This is a genomic window from Streptomyces sp. NPDC017056, from assembly GCF_044332485.1.
Lineage (GTDB): Bacteria > Actinomycetota > Actinomycetes > Streptomycetales > Streptomycetaceae > Streptomyces.
In genome coordinates this window covers 58,031-77,032 of sequence record NZ_JBIRPD010000009.1, presented here as the reverse complement: position 1 = coordinate 77,032, position 19,002 = coordinate 58,031, and the positions used below count along the sequence as shown (strand labels likewise).

Here is a 19,002-nt window from a genome sequence, read left to right as displayed (position 1 = left end):
CCCTGCGTGGTGATGGTGCAGGGGCGGTTGCTTCTTTTGGTCTAGCCCCTCCGCTTCTGGCCTAGTGCGACTCCCCCATCGGTCAGGGCAGCAGTTTCGAGATTGCGCTGTCGGGTTCGGTGGTTGCCGCCGTCAGGAGCGTTACCAGCTTTTCCGCCATTTCCTCCACCGTCTTCCGTTCGAAGAGGTCGGTGTTGTATTCCACGAAGCCGTCGAGGCCCTCGGGGGTGCCTTGGGGGGTGCGGTGTTCGGTGAGGCCGATGGAGAGGTCGAAGTGGGCGACGTGCATGTCGACGGGTTCGGGGCGGGCGTGGTTGCCGCCGAGGGTGAAGTGGCGTTCGGGGGCGTTGTCGAGGGTGAGGAGGGTTTGGAAGAGGGGGTGGCGGGCGGTGGAGCGGGCGGGGTTGAGGGCTTCCACGAGTTGTTCGAAGGGGAGGTCCTGGTGGGACCAGGCGGCGAGGTCGGTGTTGCGGACGCGGGCGAGGAGGTCGCGGAAGGTGGGGTCGCCCGAGGTGTCGGTGCGCAGGACGAGGGTGTTGACGAAGAAGCCGACGAGGTCGTCGAGGGCCTGGTCGGTGCGGCCTGCGATGGGGCTGCCGACGGGGATGTCGGTGCCGGCGCCGAGGTGGGTGAGGAGGGCGGCGAGGCCCGCTTGGACGACCATGTAGAGGCTGGTGCCGGTGTCGCCGGCGAGGGTGTGGAGACCTTGGTGGAGGTCGGCGGGGAGGCGGAGGGGGAACATGTCGCCGCGGTAGGTGGTGACCTCGGGGCGGGCGTGGTCGAGGGGCAGTGGGATTTCGGCGGGCAGGTCTGCCAGTTCGCGGCGCCAGAAGTCGAGTTGGCGGCTGTAGGTGCTGTCGGGGTCGGCGGGGTCGCCCAGGAAGTCCTGTTGCCAGAGGGTGTAGTCGGCGTACTGGACGGGGAGCGGGGACCACTGCGGGTCCTCGCCTGCGCTGCGGGCGTCGTAGGCGGCGGCGAGGTCGCGGGACAGGGGGGCCATGGACCAGCCGTCGCCCGCGATGTGGTGCAGGAGCAGGAGGAGTACGTACTCGTCCGGGCCCAGCGGGAAGAGGGTGGCTCGCAGGGGGTGTTCGGTGGCGATGTCGAAGGAGTGGGTGGCGGCCGCGTGGAGGTCGGCGGCCAGGTTGTCGGTGGTTGTCTCGACAACCGTCAGCAGGTCGCGGCCGGAGTCCGGCGGCAGGATGTTCTGCCGCGCGGCGCGGGCCTTGCGGGGGAAGACCGTGCGCAGGCTCTCGTGCCGGGCGACGAGGTCGCCGAGGGCGGCCCGTAGCGCTTCCTGGTCGATTTTGCCGGTGAAGCGCAGGGCGAGCGGGATGTTGTAGGTGGGGCTGGGGCCTTCGAGGCGGTGCAGGAACCAGAGGCGGCGTTGGGCGTAGGAGAGGGGGATGGCGGCGTCGGTGCGTACGGCGGGCTTGACCGGCGGGCGGGCCTCGGCCGTGGCGCTGTCGATGCGCTGGACGAGGGCGGCGACGGTGGGGGCCTCGAAGAGGGCGCCGATGGGGAGTTCGGCGTTCAGGGCGGTGCGGATGCGGCTGATCAGGCGGGTGGCCATCAGGGAGTGGCCACCGAGGACGAAGAAGCTGTCGTCGATGCCGACGCGGGGGACGCGCAGGACGTCGGCGTACAGCCCGCAGAGGATCTCTTCCTTCGGGGAGCGGGGGCCGCGGCCGCCGAGTTCGGAGCGCGGGTCGGGGGCGGGCAGGGCCTTGCGGTCCACCTTGCCGTTCGGGGTGAGCGGCATGGCGTCGAGCGCCACGATGGCGGCGGGCACCATGTAGGCGGGGAGGCGGTCGCGCAGGTGGCGGCGGAGGGCCGTGGAGTCGAAGGCTTCCCTGGATACGGGGACGAGGTGGGCGACCAGGCGTTCGTCGCCGGGGGTGATCTCGCGCAGGTTGACGGTGGCCTGGGCGACGGCGGGGTGGGCGTCCAGGACCGTTTCGATCTCGCCGAGTTCGATGCGGAAGCCGCGCATCTTGACCTGCGAGTCGGCGCGGCCGATGTAGTCGAGGCGGCCGTCGGCCGTCCAGCGGGCCAGGTCGCCGGTGCGGTACATGCGGGCGCCGGGGGCGCCGAAGGGGTCGGGGACGAAGCGTTCGGCGGTGAGGGCGGGGCGGTTGAGGTAGCCGCGGGCCGGGCCGGTGCCGCCTACGTAGAGTTCGCCGGTCACCGAGGGGGCGACGGGGCGCAGGGTGCTGTCGAGGACGTAGACGCGCATGTTGTCCATGGGGCGGCCGATGGGGACGGTGCCGGCGATCCGCTGGGGTGCCCGCATCGCGTGGTACGTGGCCGACATGGTGACCTCGGTGGGCCCGTAGACGTTGCAGACGCGCGTGTCGGGGCAGGCGTTGAGGATCTTCTGTACGGCGGACGGGGAGGCGGCCTCGCCGCCTGTCCAGACCTGGCGGACGCCGGCGAGCGCGCCCGGGCACTCCTCGGCGAGGAGGTTGAACAGGGCGGTGGTGAGGAGGACCGCGGTGATGTGGTGGGTGGTGAGGAGTTCGCGGTAGTCGTCGGGGGTGAGGTCGCCGGGCGGGGCCATGACCAGGTGGCCGCCGTTGAGGAGCGGTACCCACAGGTCGAAGGTGGAGGCGTCGAAGGCGGTGGAGGCGTGGCCGAGGACGGTGTGCCGGGGGTCGCCGAAGCCGTTGTCGATGCCGTTGTCGATGCCGTTGCCGGGGGCGTTGCCCGTGCCGTTGCCGGGGCCGTCTTCGCTCCAGCAGTGGTCGGCGGCCAGGGCCACCACGTCGCCCTGGGTGACGGCGATGCCCTTGGGCGCGCCGGTCGAGCCGGAGGTGTACATGACGTACGCGACGGAGTCGGCGTAGGCGGCGGGTGCCGGGAGGTCGGTGCCGGGCAGGTCCGCCAGGGTCTGGGCCCGGGCGTCGACGGCCAGCGCGGGGACGTCGGGGAGGTAGGCGGAGGCCGGCAGGTCCTGCTGGGTGAGGACGACGACGGCTTCGGTCTCGGCCGCGATCAGCCGCATGCGGGCGGCCGGGTAGCGCTTGTCGAGCGGTACGTAGGCGCCGCCCGCCTTCAGGACGGCGAGGATCGCGACGACCAGGTCGGCGGAGCGCTCCATGAGGACGGCGACGCGGCGCTCGGCGCCGACTCCGTACGCGTCGGCCAGGTGCCGGGCCAGGCGGTTGGCGCGGGCGTTCAGCTCGGCGTAGGTGAGGGTGGTGTCCTGGAAGGTGAGGGCGGGGGCGTCGGGGTGTGCGGCGGCCCGGGCCTGGAACGCCTCGGCGAGGGAGGTGCGCCGGACGGGCCGGTCGGTGGCGTTGACCTCACCGAGCAGCAGGGCGCGCTCGTCGGCGGTGAGCACGTCGAGGCGGGCGAGCGACTGGTCGGGGTCGGCGGTCACCGTGTCGAGGAGGGCGACGAGCCGGGCGGCCAGCGCCTCGACCGTACGCCGGTCGAAGAGGTCGGTGCTGTATTCGATGGCGCCGTCCATGCCGGGGTGTGTGCCGCGTGCGCCGCGGCGTTCGGTCAGGAAGACGGACATGTCGAAGCGGGCGGCGTCGACGTGCACGGGCTCGGTGTGGGCGGCGTGGCCGCCGAGGGTGAACTCCCCTTCGGGCGCGTTGTCGAGGGTGAGCATGGTCTGGAAGAGGGAGTTGCGGGCCGCGGAGCGGACCGGGTTGAGGGCTTCCACGAGTTGTTCGAACGGCAGGTCCTGGTGGGCCCAGCCGGCGAGTGCGGTGTCCCGTACGCGCTGGAGCAGTTCGCGGAAGGTGGGGTCGCCCGAGGTGTCCGTACGCAGCACGAGGGTGTTGACGAAGAAGCCGATGTGGTCGTCGAGGGCCTGGTCGGTGCGGCCTGCGACGGGGCTGCCGAGGGGGATGTCGGTGCCCGCGCCGAGCCGGGTGAAGAGGGCGGCCAGGCCGGCTTGGAGCACCATGTAGAGGCTGGTGCCGGTCTCGCCCGCGAGGGCGTGCAGGCGCTGGTGCAGTGCCGCGGGGATCTCCCAGGTGATGGAGTCGCCGCGGAAGGAGGCGCGCTGGGGGCGCGGGCGGTCGAAGGGCAGGGCGATCTCCTCGGGGATGCCCTTCAACTGTTCGCGCCAGTAGGCGGTCTGGCGTGCGTAGACGCTGTCGGTGTCCTCGGGGTCGCCGAGGTGGTCGCGCTGCCAGAGGGTGTAGTCGGCGTACTGGACGGGGAGCGGTGTCCACTGCGGGGCCCGTCCGGCGCGGCGCGCGTCGTAGGCGGTGGCCACGTCGCGGGACAGCGGCGCCATCGACCAGCCGTCTCCGGCGACGTGGTGGAGCAGCAGGAGCAGCACGTTTTCGTCCGGGCCGACGCGGAAGAGCTTCACGTGCAGCGGCAGGTCGGCGGTCAGGTCGAAGCGGTGCCGGGCGCCTTCCTTAAGGAGCGCGCGGAATGCCTCCGGGTCGTCGGGGGTGTCCTCGGTGACGGTGAGGATGTCGAAGGCGTCCGGGTCGGTGGCGGGGTCGAGGACGATCTGCTGCGGGGTGCCGCCGGTCTCGCGGAAGACGGTGCGCAGGCTCTCGTGCCGGGCGAGCAGGTCGCCGAGGGCGGCGCGCAGCGCTTCCTCGTCCACCGGGCCCTGGATGCGCAGCATGAGGGGGATGTTGTAGGTGGGGCTGGGGCCTTCGAGGCGGTACTGGAACCACAGGCGGCGCTGGGCGTACGACAGCGGCAGGACGTCGGGGCGCGGCATGGGCCGCAGGGCGCCGCGGGCGCGCGCGGTGGACAGGCCGAGGCGCTCGACCAGGGCTTCGACGGTGGGGGCCTCGAAGAGCGCCGCGACGGGCAGTTCCACGCCGAGTACCGCGCGGACGCGGCTGACCAGGCGGGTGGCGAGCAGCGAGTGGCCGCCGAGGGCGAAGAAGCTGTCGTCGATGCCGACCTTCGTGACGCCGAGGAGGTCGGCGTACAGCTCGCACAGGATCTCTTCCTGTGGGGAGCGCGGGGCACGGGCGCCCGCGCCGGCTCCGGCGCGTGCCGGGTCGGGGGCGGGCAGCGCCTTGCGGTCCACCTTGCCGTTGGGGGTCAGGGGCAGCGCGTCGAGCACCGTGATCACGGACGGCACGAGGTGCTCGGGCAGCCGGGCGAGCAGGTCGCGGCGGAGGTCGGCCGCGAGGGTCTGCCGGGCGGCGTCGGAGGTGGGTACGACGTAGCCGGTCAGGCGCAGGTCGCCGGTGCGGTGGTCGGCGTGCGCGGCCACGGCGGCCTGGCGCACCGCCGGGTGTGCGCCGAGCGCCTGCTCGACCTCGCCCGGCTCGACGCGGTGGCCGCGCACCTTGACCTGGTCGTCGGCGCGGCCCACGAACTCCAGCCCGCCGTCGCTCCGGCGCCGTACCAGGTCGCCGGTGCGGTACATCCGGGCGCCCGCCGGGCCGAACGGGCAGGCCACGAACCGCTCCGCGGTCAGCGCGGCACGCCCCAGGTATCCGCGGGCCAGGCCCGAGCCCGCGAGGTAGAGCTCTCCCGCGCCGCCGTCCGGCACCGGCCGCAGCAGCGCGTCGAGCACGAACAGCCGTACGTCGCCGATCGGCGCGCCGAGTGAGGGCGCCACCCGGCCGGACAGCGGCTCGCCCACCGACGCGCACACCGTGGCCTCGGTCGGGCCGTACGCGTTGACCATGCGGCGGCCTGCCGACCAGCGTTCCACCAGGTCGGCGGGGCACGCCTCGCCCGCTACGACCAGGGAGACGACACCGGGCAGCGTCGCCTGCGGGGGCAGCGCGGCCAGGACGGAGGGCGGGAGGGTGGCGTGGGTGACGTGCTGTCCGGCGAGCAGTTCTTCCAGGCCGGCGCCCGGCAGCAGCCGCTCCCCCGGCGCCATGACGAGGGCGGCGCCCGACAGCCAGGTCACGCACATCTCGGAGACCGACGCGTCGAAGCTGGGCGAGGCGAATTGGAGCACCCGGCTCTCCCCCGTCACCGCGAAGCGTTCGGCCTGCGAGGCGGCCAGTGCGGCCAGGCCCGTGTGGGAGACGACGACGCCCTTGGGCGTGCCCGTCGAGCCGGAGGTGTGGATCACGTACGCGGGGTGGGCCGGGCGCAGTCCGGTCGCGGGGGCGGTGTCCGGGTACGCGGACAGGTCTTGGCGCACCGCCTCGGCGTCCAGGGCGAGGACGGGCGCGGTGTCGGCGAGGACGAAGGCGCGCCGCTCGGCGGGGTACGCGGGGTCCACGGGGACGTACGCGCCGCCCGCCTTGAGCACCGCGAGCAGCGCCACCGCCAGCTCCACCGAGCGCGGCAGCACCACGGCCACCCGCGCCTCCGGACCCACGCCTTGCGCGACCAGCCAATGGGCCAGCCGGTTGGCCCGCGCGTCCAGTTCGCGGTAGGAGAGCACGGCGTCCTCGAAGACCAGCGCCGTGGCGTCGGGCGTACGGGCGACCTGCTCGGCGAAGAGTTCCGGCAGGGTGCTGTGGCGCACCGCGGGCCGGGGGGCGGTCGCGTCCAGGCGCAGCCGCTCGCGTTCCTCGGTGGTCAGGACGTCGAGGTGGGCGAGGGGCACGTCCGGGGTGGCGGCGGCCGTTTGCAGTACGCGTACCAGCTGGCCGGCGAGGGTTTCGACCGTGCGGCGGTCGAAGAGGTCGGTGCTGTACTCGACGAAGCCGTCCAGGCCGCCCGGCTCGCCCTGCGGGCCCTGGCGCTCCCAGAGGCTGAAAAAAAGGTCGTACTTGGCGGTGCCGGTGCTGAGCAGTTCGGAGCGGGTGCGGACGCCGAGCCGGTCGAAGCCGCCTTCGGGGGCGTTCTGTACGGCGGCGACCACCTGGAAGAGGGGCTGCCGGCCCGCGGAGCGCGCCGGGTTGAGGGCCTCCACGAGCTGTTCGAAGGGCAGGTCCTGGTGGGACCAGGCGGCGAGGTCGGTGTCGCGGACGCGGCGCAGCAGATCGCGGAAGGTCGGGTTGCCCGAGGTGTCCGTACGCAGCACGAGGGTGTTGACGAAGAAGCCGACGAGGTCGTCCAGGGCCTGGTCGGTGCGGCCGGCGACGGGGCTGCCGACGGGGATGTCGGTGCCCGCGCCGAGGCGGGTCAGCAGCGCCGCCAGGCCCGCCTGCACGATCATGAACAGGCTGGTGCCGGTGTCGCGGGCCAGCGCGTGCAGGCGCTTGTGCAGGCCGGCGGGCAGCTCCAGGCCGAACGCGTCGCCCCGGTACGTCGCGCGCCGCGGCCGCGGCCGGTCGTACGGAAGGGCGATCTCCTCGGGGAGGCCGCGCAACTGCTGTTTCCAGTAGACAAGTTGCTTGGCCTGCACGCTGCCGGGGTCCTGCGGGTCGCCCAGGAAGTCGCGCTGCCAGAGGGTGTAGTCGGCGTACTGGACGGGGAGCGGGGACCACTGCGGGGCCGCGCCCTGGCGGCGCGCGTCGTAGGCCGCCGCCAGGTCGCGCGAGAGCGGGGCCATGGACCAGCCGTCGCCCGCGATGTGGTGCAGCACGAGCAGCAGTACGTGCTCGTCCGGGCCGACCGCGAACAGGGTGGCGCGCAGCGGCAGTTCGGTGGCGATGTCGAAGGCGTGACGGGTGGCCTCGTGGAGGAGCCGCCGCACGTCGCCGGGGCCGGTCTCCACGACGGAGCACACGGACGACGTGCCGGGCAGGTCGCCGGGGTCGCGGACGACCTGCCGCGGGGTGCCGGTGGCCGTCTCGTGGAAGACGGTGCGCAGGCTCTCGTGCCGGGCCAGCAGGTCGCCGAGTGCCGCCCGCAGCGCGTCGTGGTCCAGCTCGCCGGACAGGTGCAGCGCGAGCGGGACGTTGTACGTGGCGCCCGGCCCCTCCAGGCGGTGCAGGAACCACAGGCGGCGCTGGGCGTACGACAGCGGGAGCGCGTCGGGGCGCGGGGCCGCCCGCAGCGCCGGGCGGCCAGCGGCGGCGGCCGCGTCGACGTGCTCCGCGAGCCGGGCGATCGTGGGCGCCTCGAAGACGGCGGTGATGGGGAGTTCCACGTCCAGGGCGGTGCGGATGCGGCCGATCAGGCGGGTGGCGAGCAGCGAGTGGCCGCCGAGGGCGAAGAAGTCGTCGTCGATGCCGACGTGCGGCACGCCGAGGACGTCCGCGTAGAGCTCGCACAGGACGCCTTCGCGCGGGGTGCGCGGTGCCCGGCCGCCCGCTTCGGCCCCGAGGCGGGCGGGGCCGGGCGCGGGCAGGGCCGCACGGTCCACCTTGCCGTTCGCCGTCAGGGGCAGGGTGTCCAGCGCGACGATCGCCGACGGGACGAGGTAGGCGGGCAGCCGGTCCCGCAGGTGCCGGTGGAGGTCGGTGACCAGGGCGGTGGTGTTCAGGGCGACGCCGGGGTCGGTGGTGAGGTCCGCGAGGCCGGCGGTGCGGTCGCCGGCGGGCAGGAAGAGGCCGGCGGGGGCCGCCGACGCCAGGTCCTCCCGCGGCGCGAACAGCACGTCGTACCGGCCGTCGGATCCGTCGGCCGCCCAGGTGACCGCGGTCCACAGGCCGAGGCGGTCGCCGGTCTCGGCGCACGTGTCCGGTTCGGCGCCGGCGGTGGCGTCGGCCGTGGCGAGCAGGGTGCGCGCCTCGCCCACGGGCAGGCCGGCGGCCACGGCCGCCTCCGCCGCCGCCTCGCCCGCCAGGCGCGGGTTGGGTACGCCGGTCACGCGCAGCCGCTGTCCGGGCCGTTCCCGCAGGGCCTCTTCCAGGGAGGCCGTGTCGGTGACGTCCTGTCCCCAGCGCAGGCACGGCACGTCGGCGAAGGAGACCGTGCGGGCCGGGTGCTTGTGCAGGACGGCGTCGTAGCGGTGGCGGGTGAGTTCGTTGTGGTGGCGGGTGCCCTTGAGCTGGAGGTCGGTGCCGGTCACGTCCGGCAGTTCGGCGGTCAGCGCCGCGAAGAACTCCGGGTCGACCAGGAGTTCCTTCTCCAGCCTGACGCTCTGGTCGACGGCCGCGCGTACGGCGTCCGGCCCGGCGTCCGCCCCGGCGCGGGCCAGCTCGACGGCCGTACGGAAGAGCCGGAGCGTGCGCAGGTTGCGCAGGTCGCCGACGAAGACCCGGCCGCCGGGGGCCAGCAGGTCCACGGCCCGGCGCAGGACGCGCAGGAGGTAGGCCGCGTTGGGGAAGTACTGGGTGACCGAGTTGATCACGATGGTGTCGAAGTAGCCGGTGGGCAGGCCCTCGACGGCGTCGGCGGGCCGGCAGCTCAGCTCGACCCGGCCCGCCAGCTCCGGCACGGCGGCGACCTGCCGGCGGAGCCGTTCGACGGCCGCGGCGGAGAAGTCCGCTCCCCAGTACGCCTCGCACTCGGGTGCCACCTTCGACAGCAGCAGGCCGCTGCCGACGCCCATCTCCAGGACCCGGCGCGGCTTGAGCGCGAGGATGCGCCGTACGGTCTCGGCGCGCCAGTCGCGCATCTCGTCCAGCGGGACGACGGTGCCGTCGTAGCTGCTGTTCCAGCCGCTGAAATCCTCGCCGAACGGCACCGCGTCGCGGTCCTGGCCGGCCTCGTCCGCGTAGACCAGGTCGTGCATGTCCTGCCACTCGCCGACCCGGTGCGCGTCGCCTGCCGCGTCCGGCCCGGCGCCGGTGGCGGGCACGACGTAGCCGACCAGGCGCACGTCGCCGGGCCGGTCCTCGCGTGCGGTGACCACGGCCTGCCCGACCGCCGGGTGCGCGCCGAGCACCTGCTCGACCTCGCCCGGCTCGACGCGGTGGCCGCGCACCTTGACCTGGTCGTCGGCGCGGCCCACGAACTCCAGCCCGCCGTCGGCGCGGCGGCGCACCACGTCGCCGGTGCGGTACATCCGGGCGCCCGCCGGGCCGAACGGGCAGGCCACGAACCGCTCCGCGGTCAGCGCGGCACGCCCCAGGTAACCGCGGGCCAGGCCGGTGCCGGTGACGTACAGCTCGCCGGTGCCGCCGTCCGGTACCGGGCGCAGCCGCTCGTCGAGCACGTGCAGGCACGCGTCCCCGGCCGGCGCGCCGAGGGCGGGCACCACCCGTCCGGACAGCGGCTCGCCCGCCGACGCACACACCGTGGTCTCCGTCGGGCCGTACGCGTTGACCAGGCGGCGGCCCGCCGACCAGCGCTCCACCACGTCCGGCGGGCACGCCTCGCCCGCGACCACCAGCGAGGTGATCTCCGGCAGGGTGGTGTGCGGCGGCAGGGCCGCCAGGACGGACGGCGGCAGCGTGGCGTGGGTGACGCGCTGTCCGGCGACCAGGTCGGCCAGGCCGGCGCCGGGCAGCAGGCGCGCGGCGGGCGCCATGACGAGGGCGGCGCCCGACAGCCACGCCGTGCAGAACTCCGACACGGACGCGTCGAAGGCGGGCGAGGCGAATTGCAGCACGCGGCTGTGCGCCGTCACCGCGAACCGTTCGATCTGCGTGGCCGCCAGGCCCGCGAGGCCCGCGTGGGAGACCACGACGCCCTTGGGGACGCCCGTCGAACCGGAGGTGTAGATGACGTAGGCGGCGTTCGCCGGGGTGAGGGGCACCTCGGGGGCGGTGTCCGGGCAGGCGGAGAGGTCCTGGCGCAGGGCCGCTTCGTCCAGGGTCAGGACGGGGGCGGCGTCGCCGAGGACGTGGGCGCGGCGTGCTTGCGGGTGTTCCGGGTCCACGGGGACGTACGCGCCGCCCGCCTTGAGCACGGCCAGCAGCGCCACCGCCAGCTCCACCGAGCGCGGCAGCATCAGCGCCACCCGCGCCTCCGGGCCCACGCCCTGCGCGACCAGCCAGTGCGCCAGCCGGTTGGCCCGCGCGTCCAGTTCGCGGTAGGAGAGCACGGCGTCCTCGAAGACCAGCGCCGTGGCATCCGGCGTGCGTGCCACCTGCTCGGCGAAGAGTTCCGGGAAGGGGGCCGCCGCCCGCGTCATGTCGTTCACTGGTCCTCCACTCGTCGGCCGACGCGCGGAGCGGGCCGCTCAAAAGGTTCGAAAGCGGAAATGCGGTGGTCTTGCCCCGCCCGTGCGCCCGCTGGAAAGGTGATCTCCGTGGGGACGAGCGGACGGCCGGTGGCAGTGGTGGCGGGCACGGACGAGGTGCTCGGTAGTGATCCGGCGTACGAGCGGCTGCTGACCGGCGCCGAGCGGCGCCGCGCCGACGCGTTCCTGACCGCGGGCGGCCGGGCCGACTTCGTCGCCGCGCACGTGCTGGTGCGGCTATGCGCGGCCCGGGTGCTGGGCCGGCCCGCGGACTCCCTCGTACTGGAGCAGCACTGTCCCGGCTGCGGTTCCGGCGAGCACGGCAGGCCCGCGCTCGCCGGGCTGCCGCAGGTGTACGTCAGCCTGTCGCACACGGCGGGCGTGGTGGCTGCCGCCGCGGGCCGCGCACCGGTCGGTGTCGACGTGGAGCGGGGGGCGCTGCCGGACAGTGTGCGCGGGGCCGCCGGGCGGGTGCTGAGCGCGGCCGAGCTGGCGGCGATGCGCGAACACGCCGACGGCGACGCGTACTTCCTGCGGCAGTGGGTGCGCAAGGAGTGCCTCGTCAAGCTCGGCAGGACCACGCTGGGCGGGCTGGCCGCCGTCGACCTCTCGGCCCTCCCCGTCGGTGCCGGGAGCGGCCCCGAGCGCCTCTCCCGCCACGGCGACCTGTATGTACTGGACCGGACCGACGCGCGCCGGGACGCCGTGGCCGCGGTCGTGAGCACGGCACGCCCGCGCTTCGGACCGGTGGCGGCCACGCTCACCGGTCCGCGGCGTCCGGGCAGTCCGAAGGTCCGGCGCACCTGATCGCCGCCCCTCAAGCCAGCAGCTCGGCGAGGCGCCGGCGGTTCAGCTTGCCGTTGTCGTTGTGCGGCAGCTCCTCCAGGCGCCGGATGCGGCGCGGCACCATGTGCAGCGGAATGCGCTCCCGCAGCCAGTGGCTGAACTCCCGCCCGCGCATCTCCTTGCCCAGGTAGGCGGCCAGCAGCCGCACCTCGTCCCCGGCCCTGACGACCACCACGGCCGCCTCGGTCACCCCCGGGTGGCGGCGCATCGCGGCCTCGACCTCGCCCAGCTCCACCCGGTGCCCCATGATCTTGACCTGGCTGTCCAGCCGGCCGCGGTGCACCAGCAGGCCGTCCTCCCGGCGGACCCGGTCGCCGGTGCGGTACCAGTGGTCGCGGGTGAGCGGCCCGGTGCCGTCGTACGGGACGGCGGGCGCGCCCGGCTCGTACCGTACGAACCGCCCGGCGTTGTCGGCCGGGTCCAGGTAGCCGTCGAACCGCTGGGCGCCGCGTACGCACAGTTCCCCGTCGTCGCAGGGCAGCCCCTGCTCGTCGAGGAGGACCGCCTCCATGTGGGGGTGGGGCGTCCCGATGGGCACCGTGCCGTTGGAGCTGCCGGCGCCCGCGTCGGCGAGTTCGTGGTCGGTGCAGGTGATGGTCAGCTCGGTCGGCCCGTAGAGGTTGTGGATCCGGCTGCCCGGCGCGACCCCGGCCCACAGCGCGGTCAGCTGTGCGGTGACCGGCTCCGCGCTGAAGCAGCTGTGGCGGAGCGTGGCGACCTCGCCGAGCGGCAGGTTCCCGTACCGCTGGGCGGTGGTGACCAGGGACGGTACGGAGAACCAGTGGGTGAGGCGGCGGCGTACCGCGTAGTCCACCGGGCGGTACAGCTCGTCCTTGTCCGGTACGACGACGGTGGCGCCCGAGCCCCAGGCGACGAACAGGTCGAACACCGACGGGTCGAAGGTCAGGCCGAAGGTCTGGGACATCCGGCAGCCGGGGCCGGCCTCGTAGCGGGCGATGTTGTACGCCACGTACGGGGAGACGTTGCGGTGGCGGACCGGCACGCCCTTGGGACGGCCGGTCGAGCCGGAGGTGAACAGGAGGTACGCCTCGGCCTCCGGGTCGCCCGGGTGGGCGGGCAGGGCGCCGGGCGGCGGCTCGGGGAGGCCGCCGCCGTCCGCGGGCACGACGGTCACCGGGGGCCGGAAGTCCTCGGGCAGCCCGGCGAACGCCTCGTGGTGCGCTTCGTCGAGGAGGAGGGCGCCCACTCCGGCGCGCCGCGCGATGTCGAGGTTGCGGGGCAGCGGGTGCTCGGCGTTGAGCGGCACGGCGGAGGAGCCGAGGCGCTGGACGGCCAGGTACGCCACGTACGCGGCCACCGTGCGGGAGGCGACGAGCGCGATCCTGGCGGGCGGCCGGGCGGGCCCGGAAGCGGTGGGTTGACCGTCCAGGACGCGGGCCGCCAGGGCGAGCACCCTGCGGTGCAGCTCGCCGTAGGTCAGGGTCTCTTCGCCCAGTTCGAGGGCCGGTGCGTCGGGCCACCGGCGGGCGGACCCGGCGAACCACTGGTAGAGGGTGCGGTCTTCCAAGACGTGCTCCACGGGGACGGTTCCGGCGGGGAACGGTGGGTGCGTCGGTGCGGGGTCGCTGCTCGCGGTGGGCGGTCGGCTCACGGAGCGGCCTCCGCCGGTATGCCGTCCGGGGCCCCGGCCCGCCGCCGCTGTGCCGCGCCCATCCGCAGCACCGGGCGCGTGACCAGCACGGCCAGCAGCAGCACACCGGCACCGGCCGCCACATACGGGACGTTGACCTCGACCAGCTTGGCCGTGGCGCCGCCCCCCAGCGCACCCAGCGGGATGGTGCCGGTGCCGATCAGCCGGTAGACGCCGTTGAGCCTGCCCAACTGGTCCGGCGGCGTGGTGGCCTGGCGGAAGGAGACGGTCAGCGCCTGGTAGACGGCGGCGCCGAGCGCCATCACGGCGAAGCCGGCGGCCGCGGCGACCGTGTGCCGCACCAGGCCGGTCAGCAGCATCGCCAGGCCCATCAGGACCATGCCGCCGAGCGCGGCCGGGAAGGTGCCGAACCGGTCCGCCAGCCGCGCGTTCAGCAGTCCGCCGGCGATGCCGCCGATCGCGCCGACCGCCAGGAACACGCCGAAGGCGGCTTCCGGCAGGCCCAGCCACCGTACGACGTAGAGGACTTCGAGCGTTCCGGTGACGGCCATGAAGAAGTTCAGCGTGCCGAGCATGACGGCGAGGGTGACGAGCAGCCGGTCGGCGCGGAGCAGGCGTACCCCGTCGAGGATCATGGTGCGCCAGCGCGGGGCCGCGCCGGGGCCCGTACCTGCGGCGGGCCCCCGCTTACCGGCGAACCGCGGCACCGTGCACAGCAGGACCACGCCGAGCAGGAAGGACACCCCGTCGATCAGGAAGGGCAGGCCCGCGCCCGCGACGAAGGCGAGGCTGCCCAGCGGCTGCCCGGCCGAGTCGCGGAAGACCAGCTGGGCCACGTGCAGCCGGCCGTTGGCGGCGGCGAGCCGGGAGGTGTCGACGACCATCGGCAGGAACGACTGTGAGGCGACGATGTGCACCGTCTCGCCCAGCCCGAGCACCGCCGCCACGGCGCACACCACCGGCAGGCTCACCACACCCGCGGCCACGGTCAGCGCGAGGGCCAGGACGGCGGCGGCGCGCACCAGGTCGACGCCGATGAGCAGCGCGCGCCGGTCGGCCAGGTCCGCCCAGACGCCGGCCAGCGGCGCGAGCAGCAGCGGCAGCCAGTTGGCGACCGTCACCAGGGAGATCAGCAGCGGGTCGGAGGTGAGCGAGACGGCGAGCAGCGGCAGGGCCGTCAGCCGTACGCCGTCGCCCAGCGCGGAGACCGCGGTGGAGGCCCACAGCCGTCCGAAGGCGCCGCCCGTCATGCCCACGGTGTCCCGGTGCCGTCGGCGGACCACAGGGCGGGCCCGGTCACGGTGAGCGTCGCGGGGGCGGCCTGCCGCTGGGGCACCAGGTGCAGGCGCTGTACGCCGGCCGTGGCCGGGTCCTGCCCGTCCCGGCAGGGGCAGGGCTTGGAGTCGAAGCCCGCGAAGCGGTACGCGACCTCCATGATGCGGTTGCGTTCGGTGCGCCGGAAGTCGGCCTCCAGGTGCACGCCGGCCCGGGCCGCCCGGTCGGCGATCCAGCGCAGCAGGTGCGTGCCGATGCCGAAGTTGACCACCCGGCAGGAGGTGGCGAGCAGCTTCAGGCGCCAGCTGTCCCGCTGCCGCTCCAGCAGTGCCACGCCGACCGCGCCGTGCGAGCCGAAGCGGTCCTCGACGGTCGTGACCAGCACCTCGTGGTCCGGGTCGGTGAGCAGGGCGCGCAGGTCGGCGTCGGAGTAGTGCACGCCGGTGGCGTTCATCTGGCTGGTGCGCAGGGTCAGTTCCTCGACGCGTGCGAGGTCGCTCTCGTCCGCGCGGGCGATGCGCATCCGCATCTCCAGGGAGCGCAGGAAGTCCTCGTCGGGCCCGTTGAACTCGCTCTGCGCCGCCTCCCGGCGGAACTTCTCCTGGTACATGGCACGGCGGCGGCGCGCGTCGCCGGTGACGGTGGGGGTGAAGTCGGCGAGGTCCGGCAGGGCCGCCGCCTCCGGCGCGTCGTAGCAGCGCACGTCCGGCAGGTGGTAGGCGACCTCGGCGCGCTCGGTGTGCTGGTCGTCGATGAAGGCGATGGTGTTCTGCGCGAAGTTCAGCTGCTCGGCGACGGCTCGTACGGCGTCGGACTTGCGGCCCCAGCCGATGTGCGGCAGGACGAAGTACTCGGCGACGCCGAGGGCTTCCAGCCGGGCCCAGGCGTCGTCGTACTCGTTGCGGCTGGCCACCGACTGGAGGATGCCGCGCTCGTCGAGGGCGCGCAGCGTCTCCAGGACGCCGGGCCGCAGCACGAGGTCGTCGTTCTCCAGCAGGACGCCCTGCCACAGGGTGTTGTCCAGGTCCCAGACCAGGCACTTCACCGCGGGGCTCGCGGGCTTCCCGGCCGCCTCCGTGGTGGTCGTGGTCTCCGCCGTCTCGGTGCCCGCCATGCCGGTCATACCTCCCAGAGGGTCACGGCCCAGGCCGCGACGGGGCTGTTGTTGAGGACGAGGACGAGGTCTCCGGGCGCCAGTTCGCCGCGGGCCAGCAGCCGGTCGAGGTTGAGCACCACGTCCATGGCGCCCAGGTGCCCGTACGCCTGGAGGTGTTCGGTGCACACGGGGTGGATGCTCAGGCCGAGGAGGGTCTCGTAGAACTCGAAGGCCGGTGCGGTGACGTTCTGCATGAGGGTGGCGGCCACCTGCTGCCGCTCCACACCCGCGTCCTGGAGGACCTGCCCGACCAGGCGCTTGAGGTGCTGCCTGCTGTGCATGGCCAGTTCGAAGCGGTAGCGGTCGGCGGACTGGACCTCCTCGCGCCACTCGTACCAAGGCGCGCTCTTGTAGTCGACCTGGAGGAGGTCGTGGAAGCTGCCGTCGGTGTGCTGGCGGTGGGCGCGCAGCACCGGGCGGCCGCCGCGCACCAGGGTCATGGCGAAAGCGCCGTCGCCGACGACGGTGACCGGGTAGCGCACCCGGTCCAGGCCGACCGGGCGGCTGGCGTGCGCGATCATGACGGAGTGCCGGGCGGGGTCGGCCACCAGGAGGTCGCGGGCGAGCGACCAGGCGGCGCTGGAGCCCGTACAGCCCAGGCCGTCCAGGACGAAGGAGAACGCCGAGCCGAGTCCGGCCTCGGCCTCGACGCGCCCGGAGTCGGAGCCGAGCAGCACCTCGGGGGCGCGGGCGCCGACCACCACGAGGACGTCGGGGCCGGGTGCCGCCGGGTCCTTCTCCCGCAGTTCGCGCACCGCCCGGGCCGCGAGTGCGGCGGCGGGCTCGTCGGCGAACCGGCCGACCGTGCGGATGCCGCAGTCGCGCGCGAACTGCGCTTCCTCACGCGGCAGCTGGTCGATCTCGTCCAGCTTCTCGACGGGCACCCGCTCGTCGGGCAGGAGGCAGTGGATCGCCCCCACCCCGACGGCCGTGTCCGCGCTGGCGCCGCTGTCCGTGCTCATCCCCGGCCCGTCCGTACGTGGTCCGCGAGGAGCAGCTGGCTGATCTCCGTGCTGCCCTCGATGATCTCCATGAGTTTGGCGTCGCGGTAGGCCCGCGCCACCGGGTGGCCGTCCCGCGCCCCGCGGGAGGCCAGCACCTGCACCGCAGTGGCGGCGCCCTTGACGGCTTCCCTGGAGGCGACGTACTTGGCGACGACGGCCTGGGTGCCCAGCTCGGGGCGGTTCCCGTCCCAGCAGGCGCTGGCGTGTTCGCAGCACCGGAGGACGATCTGCTCGGAGACGGCCAGCTCGGCCAGGTGCCGGGCGACGAGCTGGTGGTCGGCGAGCGGCTTGCCGAACTGCTGCCGCTCGCGCGCGTGCGAGGCGGTGCTGTCCAGGCACGCCCGCAGGATGCCGGCGCAGCCCCAGGCGACGGAGAGCCGCCCGTAGGTCAGCGCGGCGGTGGCGAGCAGGGCGACCGGCAGGCCGGCGCCGGACAGCACGTGGTCCGCCGGTACGCGCACGTCGTCCAGGTGGACGTCGGCGTGGCCCGCGGCCCGGCAGCCCATCGGGTCCGGTACGCGCTCGATCCGTACGCCGGGCGCGTCGGCGGGCACCAGTGCCACCGCGGCGCCGTCGCCCCAGGTGCCGAAGACCACGAGCAGGCCGGCGTACGCGGCGCCGGTCACCCAGACCTTCGAGCCGCTGACGCGCACCGTGTCGCCCGCGCGGCGGATCTCGGTGCGCATCGCCGCCAGGTCGCTGCCCGCGCCGCTCTCGGAGAACGCGACCCCGGCCGTCTCGCCCCCGGTGAGCCGGGGCAGGAACGCGCTCCGCTGCGCGGCGGTGCCGAAGCGCTGCACGGTCCAGGCGGCCATGCCCTGCGAGGTCATCAGCGACCGCAGCGAACCGCACAGGGAACCTGCGTACGCGGTCAGTTCGCCGTTGGCCCGGCTGTCCAGGCCCAGGCCGCCGTGTTCCGTGGCGACCTGGGCGCACAGCAGCCCGCGCCGGGACGCTTCCCGTACGGTCTCCGCGGGGATGCGCCCGGTCAGGTCCCACTCCCCGGCGCGGTCGCCGACGAGTTCGCCGAGCGCGGCGCGGGCCGCCTCGTCCGCGGTCGCCTGTGCCGTCACCGCCCCGCCGCCTCCCCGCCGCGCAGCCGCACGACGAGCGCGGTGATGGCGGGCACGGTACGGAAGTTGTCCAGGGTCAGGTCGTCGCCCTCGACGGTGATGTGGAACTCCTGCTCGACGTACTGGAGCAGTTCCAGGGAGAACAGCGAGGAGAACGCCCCGGAGGCGAACAGGTCCTGGTCCACGGCCCAGTCGCCGCCGGTCCTGGAGCCGAGGAACGCCAGCAGGCGCCGCTGTACCTCCTCGCCGGAGCCGGTCGCCGCGTCGGCCTGGTTGTCGACGGTGGTCATGCGCGCGTTCCTCCGTAGGAGTAGAAGCCGTTGCCGGTCTTGTGGCCGAAGTCGCCGGCCCGCACCTTGTCCAGGAGCAGGTCGCAGGCCGCGTATCCGTCGTCGCCGGTGCGGTCGTGCAGCACCTTGAGGGTGTCGACGACGTTGTCCAGGCCGATCAGGTCCGCGGTGGCCAGCGGCCCGGTGCGGTGCCCGAAGCAGCCGGTGAAGACGCGGTCCACGGACTCGGCCGGGGCGCGGCCCTCGGCGACCAGCCGCGCCGCGTCGTTGATGACCCGCATCAGGATGCGGTTGGAGACGAAGCCGGGGCCGTCGCCGACCACGATCGCCTCGCGGTCCAGGGCTCCCAGCAGCCGGTCCAGGGAGGCCATCGCCGCGTCGCCGGTGCGCGGGCCGCGGATCACCTCGACGGCTCTGATCAGGTAGGGCGGGTTCATGAAGTGGGTGCCGACGACGTCCTCGGGGTGCTGGGTGTAGCCCGCCAGCTCGTCGACCGGCACGGCGGAGGTGTTGGAGGCGATCAGGGTGCCGGGGGCGACCGCCGCGCTGATCGCGGCGAGCGCCCCGGCCTTGGCCTCGGTGGTCTCGGTGACCGCCTCCACGACGGCCGCCGCGTTGGCCAGCTCCGCGTAGGAGGTGGTCACGGCCAGGTCGCCGTCGGGGCTCTTGGGGAGCTTGCCCAGCAGCCGGGCGTGCCGCAGCTGCTGGCGTACGGCGTCCTTGGCGCGTTCCAGCTGCGCCTCGGACACGTCGATCAGCAGGACCGGGAGGCCGCGGCCCACGGCGAGCGTGGTCAGCGCGGTGCCCATGACGCCGGCTCCGACGACGGCCAGCCGGCCGCCCCATTCCTCGTCCATCCTCGTTCCGTCCGTCGTCCCGTCGGTA

9 protein-coding genes are annotated in these 19,002 nt (G+C 74.3%); 1 reads left to right on the top strand and 8 read right to left on the bottom strand.

The features are described from left to right. Nucleotides 1-82: 82 nt before the first annotated feature. Nucleotides 83-10,822, bottom strand: coding sequence for an amino acid adenylation domain-containing protein (locus ACH4OW_RS17940; RefSeq protein WP_398028784.1), 10,740 nt, complete (start codon nucleotides 10,820-10,822; stop codon nucleotides 83-85). A gap of 108 nt (nucleotides 10,823-10,930) precedes the next feature. On the opposite strand from ACH4OW_RS17940, the gene ACH4OW_RS17935 reads away from it, so the two are divergent. Next, a complete protein-coding gene (locus ACH4OW_RS17935; protein ID WP_398028782.1) occupies nucleotides 10,931-11,668 on the top strand; it encodes a 4'-phosphopantetheinyl transferase family protein in 738 nt (245 codons plus the stop codon). Nucleotides 11,669-11,678: 10 nt separating this feature from the next. On the opposite strand, the gene ACH4OW_RS17930 is transcribed toward ACH4OW_RS17935, so the two are convergent. The 7 genes from ACH4OW_RS17930 to ACH4OW_RS17900 form a co-directional block, all read right to left on the bottom strand. Continuing rightward, nucleotides 11,679-13,235 carry an AMP-binding protein gene (locus ACH4OW_RS17930; protein WP_398028780.1) on the bottom strand — a complete coding sequence of 519 codons (1,557 nt, stop codon included), beginning with the start codon at nucleotides 13,233-13,235 and terminating at the stop codon, nucleotides 11,679-11,681. 80 nt (nucleotides 13,236-13,315) lie between these two features. Next, nucleotides 13,316-14,569: an MFS transporter gene (locus tag ACH4OW_RS17925; RefSeq protein WP_398029077.1), complete on the bottom strand. Its 1,254-nt coding sequence runs from the start codon at nucleotides 14,567-14,569 to the stop codon at nucleotides 13,316-13,318. Then, nucleotides 14,566-15,717, bottom strand: coding sequence for an HAD-IIIC family phosphatase (locus ACH4OW_RS17920; protein WP_398028778.1), 1,152 nt, complete (start codon nucleotides 15,715-15,717; stop codon nucleotides 14,566-14,568). The genes ACH4OW_RS17925 and ACH4OW_RS17920 overlap by 4 nt, the downstream gene beginning before the upstream one ends. Then, complete coding sequence (locus ACH4OW_RS17915) at nucleotides 15,714-16,712, bottom strand: 3-oxoacyl-[acyl-carrier-protein] synthase III C-terminal domain-containing protein (RefSeq protein ID WP_360132185.1); 999 nt, start codon at nucleotides 16,710-16,712, stop codon at nucleotides 15,714-15,716. The genes ACH4OW_RS17920 and ACH4OW_RS17915 overlap by 4 nt, the downstream gene beginning before the upstream one ends. Next, nucleotides 16,709-17,827 (bottom strand): acyl-CoA dehydrogenase family protein, encoded by a 1,119-nt coding sequence (locus ACH4OW_RS17910; protein ID WP_398028776.1) that lies wholly within the window; start codon nucleotides 17,825-17,827, stop codon nucleotides 16,709-16,711. Before ACH4OW_RS17910 ends, ACH4OW_RS17915 begins: the two co-directional genes overlap by 4 nt. Continuing rightward, entirely contained in the window at nucleotides 17,824-18,117 is a 294-nt protein-coding gene (locus ACH4OW_RS17905; RefSeq protein WP_398028774.1) for an acyl carrier protein, read from the bottom strand. The genes ACH4OW_RS17910 and ACH4OW_RS17905 overlap by 4 nt, the downstream gene beginning before the upstream one ends. Next, nucleotides 18,114-18,974: a 3-hydroxyacyl-CoA dehydrogenase family protein gene (locus ACH4OW_RS17900; protein ID WP_398028772.1), complete on the bottom strand. Its 861-nt coding sequence runs from the start codon at nucleotides 18,972-18,974 to the stop codon at nucleotides 18,114-18,116. The genes ACH4OW_RS17905 and ACH4OW_RS17900 overlap by 4 nt, the downstream gene beginning before the upstream one ends. Between the last annotated feature and the right edge of the window lie 28 nt (nucleotides 18,975-19,002).